The organism is Pseudobacter ginsenosidimutans, assembly GCF_007970185.1.
GTDB classification, from domain to species: domain Bacteria; phylum Bacteroidota; class Bacteroidia; order Chitinophagales; family Chitinophagaceae; genus Pseudobacter; species Pseudobacter ginsenosidimutans.
The window spans coordinates 5,376,868-5,397,270 of sequence record NZ_CP042431.1; the positions used below are offsets into that span (position 1 = coordinate 5,376,868).

Annotated in this window: 23 protein-coding genes and 1 tRNA gene; 11 read left to right on the plus strand and 13 right to left on the minus strand. The window is 44.9% G+C overall.

Translation table 11 applies throughout. From position 1 onward, the window contains the following. Positions 1-129 precede the first annotated feature (129 nt). Positions 130-1,737, plus strand: a complete 1,608-nt coding sequence (locus tag FSB84_RS21075; protein WP_130539854.1) for a hypothetical protein — start codon at positions 130-132, stop codon at positions 1,735-1,737. Between the two features lie 113 nt (positions 1,738-1,850). Continuing rightward, positions 1,851-1,923: transfer RNA gene (locus tag FSB84_RS21080), tRNA-Lys, on the plus strand. A 462-nt stretch (positions 1,924-2,385) separates the two neighbouring features. Here FSB84_RS21080 and FSB84_RS21085 read toward each other — a convergent pair. Beyond that, positions 2,386-2,910, minus strand: a complete 525-nt coding sequence (locus FSB84_RS21085) for a hypothetical protein (RefSeq protein ID WP_130539855.1) — start codon at positions 2,908-2,910, stop codon at positions 2,386-2,388. Positions 2,911-3,030: 120 nt separating this feature from the next. Continuing rightward, positions 3,031-3,777 carry a glycoside hydrolase family 11 protein gene (locus tag FSB84_RS21090; protein ID WP_130539856.1) on the minus strand — a complete coding sequence of 249 codons (747 nt, stop codon included), beginning with the start codon at positions 3,775-3,777 and terminating at the stop codon, positions 3,031-3,033. 421 nt (positions 3,778-4,198) lie between these two features. Here FSB84_RS21090 and FSB84_RS21095 point away from each other — a divergent pair, with 421 nt between their 5' ends. From FSB84_RS21095 to FSB84_RS21105, 3 genes are all read left to right on the plus strand, one after another. Next, entirely contained in the window at positions 4,199-4,576 is a 378-nt protein-coding gene (locus FSB84_RS21095; RefSeq protein ID WP_130539857.1) for a 5-carboxymethyl-2-hydroxymuconate Delta-isomerase, read from the plus strand. Between the two features lie 124 nt (positions 4,577-4,700). Continuing rightward, the gene (locus FSB84_RS21100) at positions 4,701-5,972 is read left to right on the plus strand and encodes a hypothetical protein (protein ID WP_130539858.1); all 1,272 of its coding nucleotides are present in this window, start codon (positions 4,701-4,703) and stop codon (positions 5,970-5,972) included. A gap of 50 nt (positions 5,973-6,022) precedes the next feature. Next, positions 6,023-7,078: a hypothetical protein gene (locus FSB84_RS21105; RefSeq protein WP_130539859.1), complete on the plus strand. Its 1,056-nt coding sequence runs from the start codon at positions 6,023-6,025 to the stop codon at positions 7,076-7,078. 64 nt (positions 7,079-7,142) lie between these two features. On the opposite strand, the gene FSB84_RS21110 is transcribed toward FSB84_RS21105, so the two are convergent. From FSB84_RS21110 to FSB84_RS21130, 5 genes are all read right to left on the minus strand, one after another. Continuing rightward, positions 7,143-7,550: a hypothetical protein gene (locus tag FSB84_RS21110; protein ID WP_130539860.1), complete on the minus strand. Its 408-nt coding sequence runs from the start codon at positions 7,548-7,550 to the stop codon at positions 7,143-7,145. A gap of 82 nt (positions 7,551-7,632) precedes the next feature. Continuing rightward, positions 7,633-7,890: a glycosyl hydrolase family 18 protein gene (locus FSB84_RS21115; protein WP_130539861.1), complete on the minus strand. Its 258-nt coding sequence runs from the start codon at positions 7,888-7,890 to the stop codon at positions 7,633-7,635. Next, positions 7,887-8,219, minus strand: coding sequence for a glycosyl hydrolase family 18 protein (locus FSB84_RS21120; RefSeq protein WP_130539862.1), 333 nt, complete (start codon positions 8,217-8,219; stop codon positions 7,887-7,889). The genes FSB84_RS21115 and FSB84_RS21120 overlap by 4 nt, the downstream gene beginning before the upstream one ends. After that, complete coding sequence (locus tag FSB84_RS21125) at positions 8,195-8,383, minus strand: hypothetical protein (RefSeq protein ID WP_130539863.1); 189 nt, start codon at positions 8,381-8,383, stop codon at positions 8,195-8,197. The genes FSB84_RS21120 and FSB84_RS21125 overlap by 25 nt, the downstream gene beginning before the upstream one ends. Before the next feature lie 120 nt (positions 8,384-8,503). Then, complete coding sequence (locus FSB84_RS21130; protein ID WP_130539864.1) at positions 8,504-9,247, minus strand: SDR family oxidoreductase; 744 nt, start codon at positions 9,245-9,247, stop codon at positions 8,504-8,506. A 75-nt stretch (positions 9,248-9,322) separates the two neighbouring features. On the opposite strand from FSB84_RS21130, the gene FSB84_RS21135 reads away from it, so the two are divergent. Next, entirely contained in the window at positions 9,323-9,667 is a 345-nt protein-coding gene (locus FSB84_RS21135) for a winged helix-turn-helix transcriptional regulator (RefSeq protein ID WP_130539865.1), read from the plus strand. A gap of 5 nt (positions 9,668-9,672) precedes the next feature. Beyond that, positions 9,673-10,353 (plus strand): class I SAM-dependent methyltransferase, encoded by a 681-nt coding sequence (locus tag FSB84_RS21140; RefSeq protein WP_130539866.1) that lies wholly within the window; start codon positions 9,673-9,675, stop codon positions 10,351-10,353. On the opposite strand, the gene FSB84_RS21145 is transcribed toward FSB84_RS21140, so the two are convergent. Further along, positions 10,347-11,279, minus strand: a complete 933-nt coding sequence (locus FSB84_RS21145) for an AraC family transcriptional regulator (protein ID WP_130539867.1) — start codon at positions 11,277-11,279, stop codon at positions 10,347-10,349. The two genes, FSB84_RS21140 and FSB84_RS21145, sit on opposite strands and share 7 nt — an antisense overlap. A gap of 152 nt (positions 11,280-11,431) precedes the next feature. Between FSB84_RS21145 and FSB84_RS21150 the strand changes: the two genes are divergently transcribed. Continuing rightward, a complete protein-coding gene (locus FSB84_RS21150; RefSeq protein WP_130539868.1) occupies positions 11,432-12,964 on the plus strand; it encodes an aldehyde dehydrogenase family protein in 1,533 nt (510 codons plus the stop codon). An 87-nt stretch (positions 12,965-13,051) separates the two neighbouring features. After that, complete coding sequence (locus tag FSB84_RS31720; RefSeq protein ID WP_147122481.1) at positions 13,052-13,357, plus strand: DUF779 domain-containing protein; 306 nt, start codon at positions 13,052-13,054, stop codon at positions 13,355-13,357. A 106-nt stretch (positions 13,358-13,463) separates the two neighbouring features. On the opposite strand, the gene FSB84_RS21160 is transcribed toward FSB84_RS31720, so the two are convergent. Next, positions 13,464-14,732: a T9SS type A sorting domain-containing protein gene (locus FSB84_RS21160; protein WP_130539870.1), complete on the minus strand. Its 1,269-nt coding sequence runs from the start codon at positions 14,730-14,732 to the stop codon at positions 13,464-13,466. Between the two features lie 746 nt (positions 14,733-15,478). On the opposite strand from FSB84_RS21160, the gene FSB84_RS21165 reads away from it, so the two are divergent. Continuing rightward, positions 15,479-15,913 (plus strand): hypothetical protein, encoded by a 435-nt coding sequence (locus FSB84_RS21165; RefSeq protein ID WP_130539871.1) that lies wholly within the window; start codon positions 15,479-15,481, stop codon positions 15,911-15,913. Positions 15,914-15,915: 2 nt separating this feature from the next. Here the strand turns inward: FSB84_RS21165 and FSB84_RS21170 are convergent, their stop codons facing one another. Genes FSB84_RS21170 through FSB84_RS21185 form a run of 4 tightly spaced genes read right to left on the minus strand, consistent with a single transcriptional unit; the run spans position 15,916 to position 19,960 of the window. Then, on the minus strand, positions 15,916-17,055 hold the full coding sequence (locus FSB84_RS21170; RefSeq protein ID WP_130539872.1) for an FAD-dependent oxidoreductase: 1,140 nt from the start codon (positions 17,053-17,055) through the stop codon (positions 15,916-15,918). Positions 17,056-17,064: 9 nt separating this feature from the next. After that, positions 17,065-17,811, minus strand: coding sequence for a helix-turn-helix domain-containing protein (locus FSB84_RS21175; RefSeq protein WP_130539873.1), 747 nt, complete (start codon positions 17,809-17,811; stop codon positions 17,065-17,067). 10 nt (positions 17,812-17,821) lie between these two features. Continuing rightward, positions 17,822-18,742, minus strand: a complete 921-nt coding sequence (locus FSB84_RS21180) for a phosphotransferase family protein (RefSeq protein ID WP_130539874.1) — start codon at positions 18,740-18,742, stop codon at positions 17,822-17,824. A 15-nt stretch (positions 18,743-18,757) separates the two neighbouring features. Then, positions 18,758-19,960: an MFS transporter gene (locus FSB84_RS21185; protein ID WP_130539875.1), complete on the minus strand. Its 1,203-nt coding sequence runs from the start codon at positions 19,958-19,960 to the stop codon at positions 18,758-18,760. 224 nt (positions 19,961-20,184) lie between these two features. Here FSB84_RS21185 and FSB84_RS30710 point away from each other — a divergent pair, with 224 nt between their 5' ends. Beyond that, a complete protein-coding gene (locus FSB84_RS30710) occupies positions 20,185-20,361 on the plus strand; it encodes a hypothetical protein (RefSeq protein ID WP_158644045.1) in 177 nt (58 codons plus the stop codon). The last annotated feature ends 42 nt before the right edge of the window (positions 20,362-20,403 follow it).

Consider the following 20,403-nt stretch of genomic DNA (forward strand, 5'->3'; position numbering starts at 1 on the left):
TATTGTCCGGACTCCCGGCAAAATTTTATGCTGATATCAGAATCGGACATAAAAAACATGCCGGGCGGCAGGTTTCCCGTTATGGGTTCTTTCATTATCTTCATTGCCATTTAATCCATTAAAGTCCCCATGATAAGCAGAAACTTACATCCTGGTAAAATCATCTTCGTTCATTTTCTTCTCATTTCTGTATTCCTGGCATGTAATAATGAGCCGCAATCATCCGGAAACAAAACATCAGGCAATAATTCAGCCCAGGCAGATCCTGTTGGGAAAAAGGAACCAGATGTTCCTGAGCTGAGCACAGAGCAGTACGTGACCAACCTGGTCAACAGGAGAGAAGCTATCAAAAAACAACTTCACGGTATCAGCCATGCAGCTGCAGTTCAATTGTATCAATCCCTGGTTTTGTACATGGATACAGTGATCACCGGTATTACGAAGAATGAAGGGAACTGGCTGGTTGAATACGTGAATTATTATGATGAAAAGAAGAAAGACATAGTATTGCCTGTAACGATACAGTCGCGGGTGGACCTGCTGGCCACTGCCGGACTTGAGCCCTGGCCGATAGGCGAGGGTATGACTGACCTTCGCACTGTGCCCCGTTTCTATACAGATATTTTCAAGTCGTCGCTGCCGGCCGATTACCGGCAGTTCTTAGGGATCAGGGCTGATGAGGATACTATCCTGTACAGTGCAGATGCAGGCATCATCATTCCGCTGGAAATGGTAGGGATAAGGGTATTGAACTGGGAAAGATTCCTGGCCAATTTCCCGAACAGTGTATTCTGGGGTGAAGCAAGAGATCATTTCCAGCGTTACCTGCGGGATTACCTGTTAGGGGAGGACAATACGCCTTCGTTTTCTGAAATCGATGACATCAAAAGCCTGCTGCCGGATAACAGGAAGGAATACCTGCTTTTCCTGGAACGCTATGGTAATACTACTGCTGCCGGAACGGTCAGATGGTTCATTGAAAAACTGGAAAACGAAAAATCGCTGCCGGAGTTCAAACGTAAACTGCACCGGGAGATCGATCTGCTGTATTCTACTGAAATAGCATCGTCAGTTGGTGAAACAGTTCTGTTACCCGAAACAATAGAAAAATTGACTAAACCGGTATACGATACTGTCCCACTGAAAATAGAAATGGGCAACGATGTAACGGAAGAGGTTAACCGGGCATTGGATACTGTGTTGTACCTGCAGCAGGATAATAACCTGTACAGTTTTGCTGTTTTCACCAATCGGGGTGAAAGCGGAGGCGCCCCGTTTTCAGGCTGGTGCGATGTATGGGCTTTCAAATATTCCAATGGGAACTGGCAGCTTATCGATTACCGGTTACATGCAGGCGGTGGGGGCATGTATGGCAATTCCGGTTACTTCGATAAGCTGGTCCGGATGGGCGATAATGCAGCAGGCATCGTGATTACAGGCGGCATTACGCATATGGGAAGCAGTATATCATGGGATGATATCATTCCATTCTCTGGTGAAAAATTGCAGACGCCGGTGGACATCGTAACAAACGATGCATACGAAAATCATGAAGGCCTGGTAAGAGCGAATGAAACAAAATGGTTCTTCCGGAAAAAAGCAGCAGCAGGATGGTATGACCTTGTGATCATTCCTGTGAGCCGCATTTATCATGTGTTGCCATTGGAACGTGTAGTGGTTACCGGAGTGAATGGAAAGTACCAGGTGCCAGAAAAATTCCTCGACAGAGGGATCTGAAAATAATTACGCCGCAGTGTTTGAGAAAAAAGTTTCAATAACATTTGTGTTGTTTTGTTTTGCTCCTTACATTTGCAGCCTGATTCGATTCTACAGAATAGGATCATTGGTAAGATTCCGTAGCTCAGTTGGTAGAGCAATACACTTTTAATGTATGGGTCCTGGGTTCGAGTCCCAGCGGGATCACAGAAAGATGGTATCAAACCCGCGCCAGCCGCGGGTTTTTTCTTTCCATGGCGGCACTGACATTCCGGAAGGATCAAATCGAAGGAGACCGCCTTTATTGGACTAAAAATGGGAAAGTGCATCACTCCGTCCGAATTCATAGCCGTCTTTTGGTGATCATCAAAAAGTATATCAATCTTCCGGGACAATTTTTGTTTCCCTTGAAAGCCCCCGCTGATATGATTGCGCGGAAAAGGTTTGATCAGTTTTTCTGTTTTTTTCTGGCTTAATAAAAACCACTCTAAAAACAATAAGAGAGCGTCATTTGCATCAGGCTCAATAGTGACCGCTCAATCCGTGAAAAATTCCTTTTCTGGACAGTGTGCCAGATGTAAGGGCATAAATGTATCAGTACTCCATCTGTCTAAAATTTATCCTGCTGCTGAATTAGATCGGAACTTTTATGATTTACATGCTCTTTTTTTATTTGTTATTGCTTTTTATTAACAGTTCTTCATACACAGGCCCCTCAGGCTTTTCCATGCCATTAGAAATTTTTATTCCGGCTTTCTCAAGTTCCCTGATTATTCTTTTATCGAAACCAGCGATGTATGATGCAAATGACAAAGAATCTCCTGCTTCAGGTATTGTCTTGAAAGGAACATACGGTTCTTTAAACCTATATAAAGTGGCTTTTGTACTATCGTTGCCTTCAAGAAATACAGAGTCCCCGTAGTCTGTAATCTTAGCTGCATAATGATTTGTAAGGTATTTCAAAGAATCATTTTCTATTTTGTAAGGAAGCCCCAACCGACCAACTTTCTGATTATAAAAAACTATGTATTGCGAATCAATATCAAATTCGCTATATCCATTTGCCATTGAAAATCTATGCCATTTTCCAATTAGAATTTTTTTATTCCCTTCAATGTTTCTAAGATTCGGTGAATCGCAAGCAGAAAGAGAAAAAATGAAAAATGAAAGGAAAAAAAGTATTGATCTCATCATAACTAAGTATTATTAAAGAGGCATTTTTAATCCGGGTAAGTGATAGGAAATACCCGCACTAAATACTGCCTTACCTTCTGCCCGGCAGTATTTAGTGCGGGTATTAATTTAAACCAGTGTTTATTGCGCCCAAATAGTACAGTTAATATTGCCATTAGTATTAGAGCCCCAAGTCTCTGCCACCATAATAGCAGGAATATTTAACTGACCAAGAGTATATCCCAAACTACTCCACTTGTTATAGTGGTTGGCAAAAGTAATGACGCGATTTTGTCCGGTAGTAACTTTCGTAACTCTGGAGCTATAAATCTGTCTGAAGCCATCACCACCATCGATATTTTTACCTGTCACCCAACGGGTCCAAACATTATAACCTGCTCCATCGCTTTCAAATGTCCCTAAGTAAGTGCCGGTATGAGGCGATACTGCACCCCATGTTTCATTCACATAATACTCATAATAAGGGTTTCTGGTCCATCCGTACCAGCCGAAAGTACCACCACCAGAATTTGAATAAATACCGAGATTATATCCTATTTTGTAGGATGCAGAACCTACCGAATAGCCTTTTCCGCACGTAAAATTGCCATTAAACCCGTTCCAGTTAACGCTGTAATTTCCCCCGGAGCCATTTACATAATTAACTGTGCCGGTAGCACCATCACTTTTCCAAAGAGACCAAAAGAAGCCGTTATGTGTACCCGATTGGTAGGAGGCCGCGGCTTGCCCGTCAATAGCAACAACATTGGGCCTGTTGGTTCTATCTTTTTTACAGCTTGTAAAAATTGCAGAGCCTGCAAGTACAAGAATTGCAGCAGCACCAAAAGAAACCCTGGTTACTTTTGTGAGTGTGTTTTGCTTTTTCATACATGGTTAATTTGATTAGAGAAGCAAAAAAAGCATGTTTAAAAATGGGACAATGCTATTAATCACCAAATTTGTTACACAAATGTTTATACGCTGCTATTTGTTAATCTGCATTCAAAAATGTCACAATAACCACAGAAAGTATTGGGAAATCCTGATTTTCAGGGTACGGGAAAATATTTATTTTCTAAAATACTGGCTAATGGCGTTTTAGCAATGATGTTATTGATTAGAGAATTTCTGCTATTTTCCGCAGTTCATATATAAAAGGTTCGAGTTTTGAACCATAGGATCATAAAATGGGGCGAGTCCGAAATCAACGGATTTGCCCCATTCTTTTTCTACTGAAGCACTTACCGAAAAATTTCTCAACTTTACTTTGTTCGCTTCCTGATTGTTCATCCTGTAAATGCTTCAGCATATGCCTCATTTTGTAATAGAATGTTCAAGCAATGTTTTTGCTATGCAACCGGCTGCTATTATTTTGAACACAGTTTATGACGCTGCTGATTCCTCCGGTTTATTTGCTCCGAACGACATTAAGGTTAGGATCAATAGTTATGATAATTACAAACTTGGAGAGGGGAAGAATAGCTTTTTGCACATTTATGCAAGTATAATGGAAGGCAGGACCACTGCTCAGAAGGCAGCGCTTTCCAATCTTATAATAGAAAGACTGGCGCCGCTGCTTGCCGGTATTTCATTTTTATCCATGAATGTGAGCGAATTTGAAGAGGCCACGTATTGTAACAAATCCCTGATCAATCCGCTCAATACAGACAGGAACAGGCATTTCTGATTTCCTTTTGTTCCCGGATTTGCTACCCTTCTCAAAAATCATCCTTTTCCGGGATAGATCACTTTCCCAACGCACACTACTTTCATCTCCTGATTACATTGGAAATGAAAAAAGTAGTCTTCGAATGAAAAGATTTTTTCTCTTGCTGATCATTCCGGCTGTCTGCAATATGGCCAATGCGCAAAAAGTATCCAAAGCAGATGCGCCGGTCCCCTGTAACGGTAATGCAGACCTGCTTCCCGGAAAATATACTGATCATACAAACCCTAAATATCCAAGCAGTCTCAAAGGCGCAAGCCTGGAAAAAGCAGCCATGCTCAAACAGCTGATTGCTATTGAAAAAGTAGAAGAGAAAAGCCGCAGCGATTTTGAACTGAAAGGTTGTGTGGCCAGGGTGAGTTTCAGCGGAGGTAGTAAATACAATTGCGGGAGCCGATCTGTTAACAGGTATGGATATCAGTTGGGAATATACCAGAATGTATGTCATGTTACAGAGCATATTGTAAAAACTGTGGGTGAATACCGGACAGTTCTGAGAGTTGATGTAAATCCTTCGTTTGCTGGCGGAAGTTTTCATGGAGAGTATGGTGATTTTTATGTAACCAGTAAAACTGTCCGGTATGAAATTGCTATTGATGCCAAAACCGGCCCGGGCTATGATAAAGACAGGATCAGTAACAGAAGCCGGATTGCACAATTCATTTCAGAGGAAATGGTTCTGACCGGCCGGTCAGATAATCATGCAGACAAGCAGGGAGATTTCTTAAAGCTGATCAATGGTGAAAGCTATGTGGAGAATTGGGTGATAGGATACAGATATGATAAGCCCAGTCCGAAATCATACAGGTTGATAAGCAGGCACTATTTGATAACCAAGCCCGGCATTCCTTTGCTGGTGCCTGTTACACGCAAAGAGTATCTGGAAGCACTGCTGGAATATTATGAAATTGAAAAAAATAATTTCGCTATCGCTGTAGCTGATAAAATGGGAAGCAGTACCCGGGATCTGAGTATTATTAAGGCCGATCAGATCGCGTATGAGAAGATCTACCAAACTAAAAAGGAAAAAGTAAAGCAGCTGCTGGCCAGCAAAAATGAGGCATGGCTGCAAAAACAGGCTGTTGCAAGAAAGCATCTCAAAAGAGACGATTACACTGTTGCATCCAATGGTCTGCTCGACTTTGATAATTTTGATGATAGTGATGAAAAAAGCGAAAGGCTTTACCAATATAATCCCCGGTATTTTGCAACAGACAAGAGCCCGTCCACGAAAGCCATGTTCATGGAAATTCAGTTCCGCTACGAGGTCGGTGGAGATTATGGTTTCTCTGAAAGGCTCTTCGCCAATTTTCTCAGGCATTATGATATGGAGGCGCTGAAAAAAATGCTTGAATAGTCTGACAGTTTTATGATCAACCCGCGTCTGTAAATCAATAAATGAAATCAATGAAACGAATAACTGTTTTGCTAATGCTCAATGTAATGATGCTTATTAGCTGTACCGGTATCGCCCAGAAACAAACATTTGATGTGATCTCGTATGAGGTTCCCCGAGGCTGGGAGCAAAAACAGAATGATGCTTCTGTTCAGTTAACTGCAACTGATAAATCCTCGGGCGCTTACGTAATGGCAATTATTACCAGGGCAAAACCATCAGCAGCATCGGCAGGAGATAATTTTACTGATCAGTGGAGTAAAGCCATCAAGGAGCAGGTGGAACTAGACGGTGAACCGGTTATGCAAGCGCCTTCAAAAGGGAATGGCTGGGATATTGTAACTGGCGGTGCAGGTTATACAGACAATGGGACCAAGGGGAATATAGCCTTGTTGTCTGCTACCGGTAACGGACAAACGGTAAGTGTGATCGTTATGACCAACTCAAAGAAATATGAGCAGGATTTATCCGTTTTTCTGAATTCACTGGAGTTATCAAAAACTGTACAAAAGAGTGAGGCCAGTTCTGCCGAGTCCAGTACCGGAAACAATGTTAATCCCTCTTCGCTGGTCGGATTGTGGGTGGATTATAAAGCCGAAGTAAGCGGATATTCCAATGGTGTTCCAATGTACTCTGCCGGATACTTCAGAAAGGAATATCTTTTTAAAGAAAACGGTACCTATGTTTTTCGTGTCAAGAACTGGTCCGCTACCATGAAAGAAATCCTGTTTATTTATGAAACCGGGACCTGGAAGGTGAACGGGAATCAACTCACTATTGCACCAACGGGTGGAAAAGGTGAGTGGTGGGGCAAGGCAGCCAGCGGAAGAACAACAGGATGGGGCAGCCGCATTAGATTGGCAGCCATAAAAAAGGAGACAGTCGCCTACAATTTTGAGCTGCACTATTATGAAGGAGTAAAAGAAACGCATCTGCTGCTTTCAAGCAACTTGCCTACCGAGCGGGAAGGAAGCAGTAATAACGGGAGCCAGAAGAATAGCTGGAGTTATGTTCCAAGAAAGCAGGGTAATTCAATGATCGATAATCCCCCGGGTTTCAAACCATGATCGGTTTCAATAGAAAAGGAGATACGGAATGGTATCTCCTTTTCTCAAATCAGGAAAACTGGAATTATTTTTTTGTAACGATAAAGTCTCCCATTCCTGCATCTTCCTTTCCGAAGCCCCAGCTGCCTGTAAGTTCTGTTTTCGCTTCATTCAGCTTTGCTGCAAGGTTCAGGTCTTCATTATCATCTGAATGATAAACTACCTTGAAAACATCTTCCTGAAGGGTCCAGGTGCCTGCTGATACATACGGGTTGTTCTTATCTCCGGACTTGACCTGTAGTGTACCGTTACTGTTGATCTCAAGTGCGAAATAGGTGTCTGGTTCTGCATTTCCATAACCATATTTTCCTTCCCAGTTGCCTTGCATGAATGCATTGGGGGCCGGTGTGTCTTTGTCTTTCTTACAGGAAACAAATGTAGATGCTGCGATAAGGATGGCTACTGCCATGGTTAAAATGTTGAACGATTTCATAGCTGTTTTTTTTCTTTTCATGTTTTGTTTGATCACACAAAATTGTGCTCCTGTGAGCGGGAAAAAACAGCAGCTTAACCAATCAGTCATTTGGCTTAACGGCAACCTGCATCTTCACTTCGTAAATTGCGTCCAGCAATCCTTCTCTGGGCCTGTCCTGCCTTAATTCCCAGAACATGAGACCCTGTAATCTCTCATTTATCGCATATTGGGTTTTCAATATTACAGAGCGCCTGTTATCGAAAGTGGCGAACTGTTTCTTCTGTTTGTTGTAACACCAGGGCGCGAGATCATAGGTATGAGGTGAAAACGATCTATCAATGGCGCCAGTTTTTCTCATTCGAGACTTTTCCGGAGGAAATCAGTGAATGCACCTGCTGCTACGCTGATCTCTTTCGTTTCGCCAATGGCTGTTCTCAATGCAAGTACCAATTCTGTGAAAGTCTGTTTATCTCGCGGAGAGAAAGGGTGACCAACCGGGCCCTGAATAGCCGGGTATTCCCAGTCGAGATCAATGCCGTCCGGTTGATATTGCAGCAAGATGGTTTTCACAGATTGTGCAAATGCTTCCCTGTTAACAGCCTGGGTGAATAGTTCCGAACAGGTTTTGCATCCTCCCCAGCCACCGAAAGCAATGGATACATTTAGTGCAGGATTCCTTTTTTCAATCCGACGAGATTTTTGAGGATGATGGCGGCCTGCGGACTCACCTGCAGTTTATTCCCCATCAGTACCAGGAAGCTGTAGATTATATGCGTGAGCTTTTCGATCTCATATTTGTAAACATCCGTTGCGTTGCCGGAGTAATAAGCGATCACTGCTAAAGGCTTCATATTATCACTGCCTTTTTGTGCCCATGCAAAAAAAGGAAAAAAGAAAGCGGCCAGTATTGTTAATAGTTGCCTCATTGAAGCAGCTGTCAAAAATCCTGTGCCACCTTCCTTTCAGGAAGATCATAATGTCATTCCACCATCGAGAACAAATTCTGATCCTGTGATAAAGCTGGCTTCTGCGCTGCTCAGGTAGCAAACCATTTGTGCAACATGTTCTGCTGTTCCGATCTGTTTGAGCGGGATCTTTTCCTGCAAGGTTTCGTACAGTGCTTCCACGCCGGCGGGGTCAAGTCCAGCTTTGCCCAGAACTTCGGTACGGGTAGGGCCGGGGCTTACCATATTCACCCTGATCCTGCGGGCTGCCAGTTCATTGGCGGCGGTTTTGGAAATGGAATTCAATGCTGCCTTGCTGGCCTGGTATACTGAACTGTTGGCGCTGTGCATATTGGCTACGATAGAGGAGAGCATCACCACGGAAGCGCCGTCTTTCAGCAATGGAATGAATTGCTGAAGTGTAAAATAAGCGCCCCTGAAATTGATGTTCATCACATTGTCGAAGTTCTCAATGCTGGTGGTTTCGATGGGGCCGCGGGTTCCTGTAATGCCTGCATTTACAAAGAGTATGTCCACTTTTCCATAATTAGCCTCAATATGGGTTTTCAGTTGCTGTATGTCCTGCAGACTGGCCTGATCAGTCACGAAGGGGATGGCGCCCAGTTCGGTTGCTGCTTTTTCAACAGCTTCTTTCCGTCTTCCGGTAATGATCACCTTTGCGCCTTCATTTATCAATGCCTTTGCTGTGGCATAGCCGATGCCACTGTTCCCGCCGGTTACTATTGCCAGCTTATCGGTAAATCTTTTCATTTTCTGAATTTTAATGCAAAGCTATGGAGAAGGTGGTATAATTTTGTAACCAGTATCATCAAGTATACCACATCTATGTACAGAGATCAATCGGAAGAATACCAGGCTTTGCAGGACACGCTGTATGTGATCGGCGGCAAATGGAGGATCCCTATCATCAATTCCATTTGCAACGGCAATACACGTTTCAGGGAAATAGAAAGAAGTATTCCGGGCATTACAAGAAGAATGCTGTCCAGGGAATTGAAGGATATGGAACTGAACAAGCTGGTGAAAAGGACCGTGTATGCCGGCCCTCCGGTGCAGGTAGAATATGAATCCACCGAATACTGTAAATCTTTTGGCGGTATTATCCTGGAAATGATCAGGTGGGGCAGGGAACATCGTAAAGTGGTAACAAAAAAAAGGAACAGTAAATAAGTAATATGGACCAATCATCAGTTATTCTTGATTCCTGGCATGCAAATGCCGGCAACTGGATCGCTACTATCGATAACAATGAAATCGAGTCGCGGTCACTGGTCACGAATAATGCGATCCTGCAGGTGATCAGCGAATATGGTCCTGCATCCATACTTGATATTGGATGTGGGGAAGGGTGGCTGACCCGTGCTTTGCGGGCGCAGGGTATAGATGCCGCAGGAGTGGATGCTGTTGATACCCTTGTGACTAATGCCATCGAAAAAGGTGGAGCGCATTATGCAGTGGCGGGTTTCCGGGAAATCGCCAACGGTTCTTTTGAACTCAGTGAAAAAATGGCTGCAGCCGTTATCAATTTCGCTTTGCTGGATGAAGAGGATGCTGCGAATTTGATGAAGAATATGGACCGCATCCTGCAAAATGGTGGACTGCTTTTCGTCCAAACCCTTCACCCTTTTTCGATGACAGGACAGGAACCTTATATATCAGGATGGAAAAATGGAAGCTGGAAAGGGCTAAAACGTGACTTCGCTCAACCATACCAGTGGTATTTCCGGACAATGGGCGATTGGGTGAAACTTTTCATTGCTTCCGGCCTTACCATAAGGGAAGTCCGTGAGCCATTACACCCTGTAAATCATCATCCTGCTTCTGTGATCTTTGTTCTTTCCCTGAAAGGTCATTGACGCGTGTACATGATGCAGTCTTTATACGCTTTGGGCGTGATCCCTTCCAGCTTTCTGAACAGCCTGATGAAATAGTTCACATCACTGAAACCACATTGCATGCTCACTGAGCTCACGCTGTTGCTGGAATCTGCCAATAGTTGTTTTGCCAGTTTCACCCGCTCGCTGTTGATATAATCCAGCGGTGTGATACCGAATTGTTCCTTGAACCATTTGAAGAATACATTACGGCTGAGATATACTTGTCTGCTCAGTGCATCCACTGCAATCTTTTCGGTTAGGTGTTCCTGTATGTAATGGAGTATGAAATGGGCTTTGCCCTGATTGTTATTGCTGTCTTTCTCTGCAGAAATGCGTTTCAGATACTGACTTTGGACCAGCCTGATCAATAGTTCCTTCATAGCCAGGTCAGCAAAAATATCCTTGGCCAGCTCACCGCTGCTGCAAACGCGGATCAATTTATTGATGATATCGGAGATCTCATTGTCGTTGGAAAAATGATATTGGCTGAACTGGAGTGTCCATTCATGATTGTCTGTCTCCGTGTTGTAATAGGAGTTCATGAAGTTCATGGTTTGTTTCACATAGGAAGCGTCTATCGCGAGGGCGATGCATTGCGTGGGATTTTGCATATCAGCTTCCGGGAAATCGATCACCATCGATTTGTTTGCGGGAACGATCAGTGTTTCGCCGGGCAGGTATTCAAATGCAGGCTCATCATAGAGGTGCATCATCTTCTTTCCTCTCACCATGCTGGTAATCACCAGGTCGTTAAAAGTGAGGGGGATATGGTAGGCGTTCTGATAGGTCTCGAAAACATTGAGTTCACAGTTTTGCATATTGAACACCCGCCTGTTCTCCACGAGTGTCTGCAACTGTTTAGGGTGAGTAAGGTTGATTTTGGTGAGGTAGCTCTTGATCGGCATTCATGTAAGTTGTACAAACAAGTTAAGGAATATTATAATACGGTGTGGCAAGAAAAGTACGATCGTGCTATTAAAAAACACGAAAGTGAGGCGGGTTTATGGAGGAATCAATGAAATTCATATTGCAAAATCTAACGATAAATCTTGCCGATATGAGTACCTCAACTGCATCAGAGCCCAGGTCCGCTGTGGTATCCCGCCCACAGTTCAAGGAAAAATACGATCACTACATTGGAGGCGCCTGGGTGGCCCCATCGGGCGGGGATTACTTCGACAATATTTCTCCCATCGACGGCAAAGTGTTCACAAGGGCCGCGAGGGGCAATTCAAAAGATATAGATCTCGCAATCGATGCTGCAGCAGAAGCATTCAAATCATGGAGCAAAACGTCGGCTGGTTACCGCAGTAACCTGTTATTGAAGATTGCCCAGGTGATTGAGGATAACCAGGAATACCTGGCTATCGTAGAGACCATCGACAATGGAAAAGCCCTCCGGGAAACAAGGGCTGCCGATATCCCGCTGGTGGTGGATCATTTCCGGTATTTCGCCGGAGTGATCAGAAGTGAGGAAGGTTCTATCAGTGAGCTGGATGAAACCACCGTAAGCATCAATCTGCATGAGCCGATCGGGGTGGTTGGACAGATCATTCCCTGGAATTTTCCATTGTTGATGGCGGCCTGGAAGATAGCGCCTGCGCTCGCTGCAGGCTGTACCGTGGTAGTGAAACCGGCAGAGCAGACACCAACCAGCATCATGGTACTCATGGAGCTGGTTGGCCATCTGTTACCAAATGGTGTACTGAATATCGTTACCGGTTTCGGTATCGAAGCTGGCAAGCCGCTGGCCTCTTCCCCGCGCATTAATAAAGTTGCATTTACCGGCGAGACCACAACAGGCAGGCTGATCATGCAGTATGCTTCGGAAAACCTGATCCCCGTAACGATGGAGCTGGGTGGAAAGAGCCCCAATATATTCTTTGAATCCGTTGCCGATGCAGACGACGAATATTTCGATAAAGCTATTGAGGGCGCAGTGATGTTTGCCCTGAACCAGGGTGAAGTGTGTACATGTCCATCGCGCATCCTGGTACAGGAAAACATCTTTGATACCTTCATGAACAGGGTGGTGCAGCGCACAAAAGCCATCAAAATGGGCAATCCGCTTGACGGCACTGTAATGATGGGCGCACAGGCCAGTGAAGACCAGTACAACAAGATCCTGAGTTATATCGATATCGGCAAACAGGAAGGGGCCGAGATCCTTTGCGGTGGTGAAGCCTTTCACCAGAACAGCGGACTGGAGCACGGATACTATATTCAACCGACCATTTTCAAAGGACATAACAGGATGCGGATCTTCCAGGAAGAAATATTCGGACCTGTTACATCCGTTACCACATTCAAAACAAAAGAAGAGGCGATAGCGATCGCAAACGATACATTGTATGGCCTGGGTGCAGGTGTATGGACGAGAGATACGCATGAAATGTTCCAGGTACCACGCGCCATCCAGGCGGGGAGGGTTTGGGTGAACTGTTATCATGCTTATCCTGCGCATGCACCATTCGGAGGTTATAAGAAAAGCGGATTTGGAAGAGAAACGCATAAGATGATGCTGAACCACTATCGTCAGACCAAGAACATGCTTATATCCTACAGCAAAGAGAAGTTGGGATTCTTTTAAAACCAGCGTTATGCCTGTTCCCAGAGTTGTTGCTACTGACAGAGCCGTTTATTGATCAACAGTCTGATCGAATTGCATGGTCCATTGATGTTTCACCAGAGCGGTGGTTGCTGCGATGGAAGTCAGCCAATGTGCTTTCAGGAAGGAGAATTCAAAACAGGTGGCAGTGATGTTTGCCTGGGGCAGGTGCAGGGTTGCAAATTTTACATGAGTGCAGACCAGTTCGAATACTGGAAACATACCCAACTTATATTGGACGTTACTCCGGGAAGGGGGAGCAGCTTTTCACTGGAAATCCCGATGGGTGTAAGGTTTTACATTCTGTCGGTTCTCTTTTCAGAAGAGGAGCTGAAGAACCTGGCGCCTTTGATGGAGCCTGTTGAGGAAGGATGATCTTCCCGTGTTGTTCGTTGTTTTGTGGTGCATACAGCATGTTATAAGGGGTGTTCCTGATAATGAATCAGGACACCCCTTTTGCTGTTATTTCAATTGTGCAGAATTACATTTTTATGAGCGAGACCGTTTGGCTGCGGTCCTGGCTTCCCTGGAAATAGAGGAAGTACTGTCCGTTGTTCACGCCGGAAAGGTCCATCGCCACTCTGTTGTCGCCTTTTTGTACAGTAACAGGAGTTCGGCGTACCATGCGTCCACTATTGTCGATCACCATTATGTTGCCTTGTTGTGCCTGCTGTGTGGAGATCACTACTGCTGTATTGCTTCCGCGAACTGGATTGGATTGCAGCGCCAGCTGAAATCCGGTAGTGAGCTGCTGTACCATCACGATGGGAGAATAGGTGGTAGTACCATCGATGTCTACCATCCGTAACCTGAACCAGGAATTATTGGGAAGTGCAACAATGCTGCGGTATACAGAAGGACGGTTGTTGGCCGGTACTTCTTTCACGGCTGCGTAATCACGTCCGTTGCTGCTTTGTTCGATGAAGAAGGATCTTACCTGCTCTTCATAGCTGGTGCTCCAGGCAAGTTCTGCCTGATCGCCTTTGCGGCTTCCTGTGAATGATGTGAGCGTCAAGGGTAACGATGTGGCACAACCGGCGCTATTGGAAGTTACCGGAGCAGGACCAGTGATGCTGGAGGATGGTGACGATGCACCAGTCTTCTGCTGGATTTTCAGATTTGCAGTATTGGTTATCCTGCCATTACCGCCGAGGGAAACATCAAAACTCAAACAGGCAGATCCAACAGGAACGGTAATGAAATCAGTTGGGTTATTGAAAATTGTTCTTGCGTGGAACTGTGATCCGGAGCCCATTTGCATAGTGCCGCTGTTCACAGTAACATTCACGAAATTCATTGCGCCATTATTGTAGAACATACCACCATTCAAATGTGATGTAGAACCTGCAACAGTGAGGGAAGCGCCGTTATGGTTATATATCATTCCTCCAAGAAAGGCATTGGTGCCGAGGGTGAGATTGCCATAATTGATCAGTTGCATGCTTCCGCCCATATTGAACTGGGAGTTGATGGTAACTGTTGCTCCGTTATTGATAATGAGCTGTCCGTTGTTGAAATTGAAATTGCTGAAAGTGGCATTACCACAGATGATCAGTCTTCCTCCGTTAAGAGAAACATTTGAAAAATTACCGCCGGAAGCACTAACATAGTAGTCGCCTGAATTGATCGATGTATTCGAAGTAAGCGGTGTTCCTGAACAGGTGAATGCAGGAAGATTTGGGGTAGTCTGAGACATGACCTTGCTGCCTGCGCAAATGCACAGCATCAGGATCCAAAGGGTACGATGCATAATAATAGTTTTAGGAATGGTAATTCCCAGGACGATGGTGATCAACGATGGCTTTCAACGGATGGAATTAATCCAACAGATAACTATTGAGACAGGACTAATGGTTACATAGCGATTACATAGGAGAGATAGAGAACGATAGGTAGTGATAATGGTACTGTGAGATAAGGAGGGTCTTCTAAGGAGATTTCGATTATGATGCAAAGCTAATACTTTCTTTGAAAATTGCAATATGTAAGCCCTTACAGACCCTGTTAAAATTTTCTAATTAACGGAACCGTAAAGATGATTATTGTTTCGCGTAATTTATTATTGGCAATTATCAATTCAATTTGATAATTGATAAGATATAGTCTGGTAAAGGGTTTGCGGCTATCCGTAAAATTTGATTTGCGTCAGATTAAATAAAATGCCGCTGTTGTTCTTTACCATTTTTGTTGAAAGATCTTCTACATGTTTTTAGAATTTCTACTACAAGGATGGTGTTCGTTTTTTATAGACCCCGGGGTCTTTTTTTCATTTTGTTCCAGGTTGTAGTATAACGTTGAATAGTAAACGAAGTTTTATTGAAAATGGGAGATGCATCATCGAAAAAGATTCAATGTTGTCAACGGTAAATGTGTGTTCTTTCAGTAAGGGGAGATAAAAACCGCTTGCCGCAGATTTTTATACCTTTATGCAGGAATTCTCATCCAAAGTGATCCGGAAACGGAGAGCCGGTTCTAAACCTTGTAAGAAAGAGAAATATGTTGTCTTCAAAAGTCATAGAATATTGTAAAATAAAAGGCTGGTGGTTCGAGGAGCTTTCACAGTCCTATGCGGATGTGATGAGGGATCTGGGTATTCCGGCCGGTTCTGCGTTTGCGCAGTTTTACAGCCATGCCGAGGATGGTCCTGTATTTCACAGCAGGCGCCGCGATATTTACCAGATTGGATGGTTCTCAATCAATTCACAGTATAAGCTCGATATAAAACGTACGCGGGAATTGCTCCATCTTCCGGACGAATACCTTCCGCTGGACAGTTTTGAGGCTGAATCGGGTTTCTTCTACAACCGTGTTACCGGTGAAGTGGCGGAACTAAGTGCTGGCAGGAAACTGAATGAGTTTCTTGTGGGAGACGTATCTCCGCAATGGAGATCGTTCAACGATTTCCTGGAATGGTATTTCGATCTGAATTAGTATTATCCTTCAAAGAGTCTGGTCATCCAACCAACAGGATCGGTGGAATGCAGCATAGCGGTTGATTCCAATGTGATCTGCGTAACAGCGGCAGCGCGTATCAGCATCCTGCTTTCATAGGCGTGAATGGCCTGTTCGCTGGTGAGGTACTCATTGCTGCATAGGCACTCTGCCAGTTCAAGCGCATCCTGCATGGCCATGTTCACTCCTTCACCTGCGTATGGCGGCATGCGATGCGCCGCGTCTCCAAGCATGGTGAGATTGTTTTGCGTTTTCCATTGCTGATTAAATGGAAAGTGGTATTGTGGACGTGGAACGAAGCTGATCTTTTCGCCATTGAATAATTGTTGCCAAAGAGGGCCCCAGGTTCCGAATGCTCCCCGGAACCATTGCAGCACCTGGTCTTTATCTGAAAAATCGATACGGCTTTTTGTAACCCAGTCTTCCGCGGTTTTACAGCCTGTATAGAAGGCCAGGCTGCCATCTCCTTTCTGGCTCAGGATGAGGGATTGTTCATCTCCGAATGCAAACACTTTTCCTCCGTTCACCAGCTTAAATAATTCCGGCGCATTTTCTGCGGCATCATAAAGATTGCCTTCAACGATAGTAATGCCGGAATACACAGGGGAGATAGAGGTCAGCCAGGGACGTATCTTTGAATTGGCTCCGTCGGCGGCAATCACAATATCTACATATGCTGTGTTGTTGTTACTGAAATGTAAACGCCATCCATTATTCTCTTTTTCCATTCTTAGAAAATGACTATCCCATACAACAGTTCCTGGTTCTAGGGATTCCAGCAGGAGTTTGCGGAGTGGTCCGCGATCGATTTCCGGACGGTTATTGTCTTCTCCTGAATCGTGATCATCCAGTTTGATTTGGCCGTATTTATCAGTGATCCGCAATTTGCCTGCTTCGGGTCTGTATAGTTCATAGAACTGTTGGATGAGTCCAGCTTTGCGCAGGGCTTCCAGTCCTGATTCTTCATGCAGGTCAAGTGTGGCGCCCTGTACACGCACATCTTTGTTCAGGTCTCTTTCGTACACTTTTACATTGAGCTCTTGTTGTTGCAGCAGGCGCGCCAGCGTAAGGCCACCCGGGCCTCCGCCTACAATGGCGATGGATTTGTTTTGTATTGGCATGATGCAAAACTACCGTTTCGGTAAAGTGGAAAATTGGATAAATCGGTCGTTTTGGTTGCGTGATAATTCCTTCGGATTAACACCGGAGAATTTCTTGATCTCGCGGATAAAATGTGATTGATCTGCGAAATGGTCTTCCGGAAAAAGTTTGCCTTCTTTGATCTGGTGAAAGGAAGCCCGGAAGCGCAGGATATTGCAGTAGGTCTTTAAGGGAATACCGATCATCTGCTTGCAGTAACGGTTGATCTGCCTGCTGCTCCAGTACACTTTTCCTGAAATTTCTTCTACACTAATGTTTCCGTTGGATGCGAATACAAGGTCGAAGAGTTCCTTTTTTCTGTTATCTGTTGTTGCAGGTAGTCTCTTGTTGAGGATGGAAATGAATTGTGAGACGATGGTTTCTGGTGGTTGCTGCAGGTCTGGCAGTATTTCCAGGAAATGGTCCGGCAATTGCGTGGCTGTATTGGGTTTCACTGGCGCATAATCACTGAATAAATATTCCACTGCAAGTGGCTTGAAGCTGATGGTGAACATGGAAAGGAGGGCAGGGATGGTAGTGAGGGACGGTCCGGTTTCAAGCCCCAGGAGTGTAACACCGGTATGCGGATTGAAAGAGAGATCGATCCTGCCATCGGGAAGGATGATCACCGGTTTTTCCTGTTGACTGTGATTGGTGAGGAGCCAGTAGCTTTCAATGAAACTGCTCAGTTTTTCGTCTGGCTTTATGATTTGCAGTTCAATGCCCGGATCTTGCATGATTCAGATTTTACAAATTCTCCATCGCCCATCTTTCCACTTCCCTGTATTCTTTCTCTTCCTTCCGGACCGTGTGAATATGCATATGGAATAAAGTATAGTGGATATTGTAGCACTGTAATCTTTCTTCAAAATTCAATATCTCATTGGGCTTTTCTTCTTTTCTCTTTTTCCATAGATCGATATAGGTTATGCCTGAGCGTTGTATCCAGGGTTCGCACATATGCACGAGGTCATATAATGGATCCCCTAGCATCATTTCAGCCCAGTCGATCACGGCCGCTACTTTGCCTTCTGGCGTAAGTAAAAGATTATCGAATCCGTAATCACCATGAAGTACCTTTTTTTCTTTGGGCAAGAAAGGAAACCAGGTTTTCATTTTATCCAGGAGTTTTTCGAATAAAGGGCCATTCAGCCAGGTTTTGCCGGCGAGCTCCTGCCAGCTGACGGCATATTTTGAATTGTGGATCGATAAGAGAAATGCTTCCCAGGATTCGAAGAGGCCGTTGCCATTGGGGCCGGTGTAGCCCCAGCCCTGTAATTGGGTGGTGGGTAGCTGATGGATGAGATCGAGCTGGTTGAGAATAATATCAGCCAATGGCAGATGCAAAGGGAGATGATCTGCCGCCAGAACACGATCTGATGGGATCCCATCTACAAATTCCGATACACAGTAAAAATAATTCCCGTTGAAATTGCCGGTGGATTTGATCTCCGGAACGCGTAAGTCTGCACTGTTGAAATGCTCCCAGGCAAATACATCTTTCTGGAAATCCGCCGGATGCTGGTTGATGCGCAGCACCAGTTTCTCTTCACCAGAAAAAAATGTAAGCGCCTGCGACCACCATCCATCGGCCACAGGCTCTACATCGTGTACATAATTATATTTTGTTTCCAGGAATTCCTGGATCGTATTTGTATCGAAATGCATTATTCAAATATACGGCTACTCGCTGAGAACGGGCTCCGGCTGCTTGTTGCTGACGGCGTCTTCATTGAATTCAGCAGTAGCCACAGTTTTCTTCTGTGTGTAAAAACTCATGCCATAGGCCAGCAGGAGTAAAGGCACCGCCATCCAGATCACCTGCTTTGTGCCGTAGTGCGCAATTACATAGCCTCCCATTAAAGAACCTACAGTGATACCTGCATTGTAGAAAGAAGGCAACAGGCTGTTCACCAGCTCCAGCGATTGTTGCGGAACATAAGCGGTAAGATGGATATTCGCTGCCAGGAATCCGCCGGTATGAATAAAGCCCCAGATGCTCAGAATGATCACCATCGGTACAAAATATCCGCCGAACTGAAAAGCCAGGATATGAGTCAGTACAAGCGACAACAAGAAGACGCGGGTGGTGAGCATCACGTTCCTGCTGAGCCAGATGCCCATTGCCCAGTTTCCGGCAATGCCTGCTCCACCAAATACAAGTAACATGATGCTGATCTCTGCGCCGCTCATTTGTGTGATCTTGCTCAGGAATTCTGCCAGGTAACTATATGTGGCAAACATACCGGCAAGCATCACAAGTGTGGTGCTCAGTTTTATCCAGAGAAATGGACTGCGCAGGATGGAGTCAGACACATTGCTGCTGCGCTCTTTAGAAACCGGCATGCTGGGCACCAGCAATATCATTCCTGCAAACGCAATGAGGTTGATGAAAGCGGCCAGATAGAAGGATGCCTGCCAGTTGAAAAGGTCTGCCATATAAGTTGTGAGCGGAACGCCCAGAACTGTTGCGATGCTCAGCCCGGCCATTACTGTAGCCACTGCTTTTGGCGCATCTTTCGGTCCTGCTTCACGGGCTGCTACTGAAGCCGCCACGGCCCAGAATACAGGATGCAGAAAGGCCGGGAGTATTCGCGCGATCATCATAAAGGTAAAGCTGGGAGCAAATGCCGAAAGGATATTCGATACAACAAAAACCGCCAGCACCATGGCAAGGATCGTTTTGCGGTTGATCCTGGCTGTTAGGGCAGTTGTGAATGGTCCTGTGAGGGCCACGGTGAGCGCAAATGCACTCAGGAGCCAGCCTGCTGTATCGATCGAAATACTGAATTCTTTTGCCAGTGCGGGAAGTATGCCGATCACTCCAAACTCTGTGGTGATAATTCCGAACGCTCCCAGTGCCATTATATAAATCGACCTGTTCATTTTTTGTTGCTTTGATTAAGTGAATGAAATAGCTGCCTCCCGGTTGGGAGAGATTTCATATAGCATCGTTGATGTGTGGATGGCTGTTCTGCAATAAGAGGATACAAAAATATAGAAACATTGAAATATTTCAATGAATTATTTTTTTGAAGCGGGCTGAAGAGCTTCGTACTTCTTTTTTTAACAGTGAAACTGACCGGTGGAGTAACATTGGTCAGGAAAAAATGCCCTGGCTGCAGGCCATTTCAGCAGAAGCTTTCAAAGAGCATGGGTTGAGGAGATCATTCGGTTTCGATTATATCCCGCACCTGGTGGTGATCGGAAAGGATGGGCGCATTGCCGCCAACCTGAACTTCTATAAAAAAGAGCAGTTGCAGCAGGTATTGAAAAAATTGAATTGATACAGTTTTTCTGTTCAGGTACAGATCGCTGAACAGCTTTAT

Coding starts and splice junctions, on each gene's coding strand:
- FSB84_RS21075 (WP_130539854.1), top strand. CDS start 130: ATGATAAGCAGAAACTTACATCCTGGTAAAATCATCTTCGTTCATTTT.
- FSB84_RS21085 (WP_130539855.1), bottom strand. CDS start 2,910: ATGATGAGATCAATACTTTTTTTCCTTTCATTTTTCATTTTTTCTCTT.
- FSB84_RS21090 (WP_130539856.1), bottom strand. CDS start 3,777: ATGAAAAAGCAAAACACACTCACAAAAGTAACCAGGGTTTCTTTTGGT.
- FSB84_RS21095 (WP_130539857.1), top strand. CDS start 4,199: ATGCCTCATTTTGTAATAGAATGTTCAAGCAATGTTTTTGCTATGCAA.
- FSB84_RS21100 (WP_130539858.1), top strand. CDS start 4,701: ATGAAAAGATTTTTTCTCTTGCTGATCATTCCGGCTGTCTGCAATATG.
- FSB84_RS21105 (WP_130539859.1), top strand. CDS start 6,023: ATGAAACGAATAACTGTTTTGCTAATGCTCAATGTAATGATGCTTATT.
- FSB84_RS21110 (WP_130539860.1), bottom strand. CDS start 7,550: ATGAAATCGTTCAACATTTTAACCATGGCAGTAGCCATCCTTATCGCA.
- FSB84_RS21115 (WP_130539861.1), bottom strand. CDS start 7,890: ATGAGAAAAACTGGCGCCATTGATAGATCGTTTTCACCTCATACCTAT.
- FSB84_RS21125 (WP_130539863.1), bottom strand. CDS start 8,383: ATGAAGCCTTTAGCAGTGATCGCTTATTACTCCGGCAACGCAACGGAT.
- FSB84_RS21130 (WP_130539864.1), bottom strand. CDS start 9,247: ATGAAAAGATTTACCGATAAGCTGGCAATAGTAACCGGCGGGAACAGT.
- FSB84_RS21135 (WP_130539865.1), top strand. CDS start 9,323: ATGTACAGAGATCAATCGGAAGAATACCAGGCTTTGCAGGACACGCTG.
- FSB84_RS21140 (WP_130539866.1), top strand. CDS start 9,673: ATGGACCAATCATCAGTTATTCTTGATTCCTGGCATGCAAATGCCGGC.
- FSB84_RS21145 (WP_130539867.1), bottom strand. CDS start 11,279: ATGCCGATCAAGAGCTACCTCACCAAAATCAACCTTACTCACCCTAAA.
- FSB84_RS21150 (WP_130539868.1), top strand. CDS start 11,432: ATGAGTACCTCAACTGCATCAGAGCCCAGGTCCGCTGTGGTATCCCGC.
- FSB84_RS31720 (WP_147122481.1), top strand. CDS start 13,052: ATGTTTCACCAGAGCGGTGGTTGCTGCGATGGAAGTCAGCCAATGTGC.
- FSB84_RS21160 (WP_130539870.1), bottom strand. CDS start 14,732: ATGCATCGTACCCTTTGGATCCTGATGCTGTGCATTTGCGCAGGCAGC.
- FSB84_RS21165 (WP_130539871.1), top strand. CDS start 15,479: ATGTTGTCTTCAAAAGTCATAGAATATTGTAAAATAAAAGGCTGGTGG.
- FSB84_RS21170 (WP_130539872.1), bottom strand. CDS start 17,055: ATGCCAATACAAAACAAATCCATCGCCATTGTAGGCGGAGGCCCGGGT.
- FSB84_RS21175 (WP_130539873.1), bottom strand. CDS start 17,811: ATGCAAGATCCGGGCATTGAACTGCAAATCATAAAGCCAGACGAAAAA.
- FSB84_RS21180 (WP_130539874.1), bottom strand. CDS start 18,742: ATGCATTTCGATACAAATACGATCCAGGAATTCCTGGAAACAAAATAT.
- FSB84_RS21185 (WP_130539875.1), bottom strand. CDS start 19,960: ATGAACAGGTCGATTTATATAATGGCACTGGGAGCGTTCGGAATTATC.
- FSB84_RS30710 (WP_158644045.1), top strand. CDS start 20,185: ATGCCCTGGCTGCAGGCCATTTCAGCAGAAGCTTTCAAAGAGCATGGG.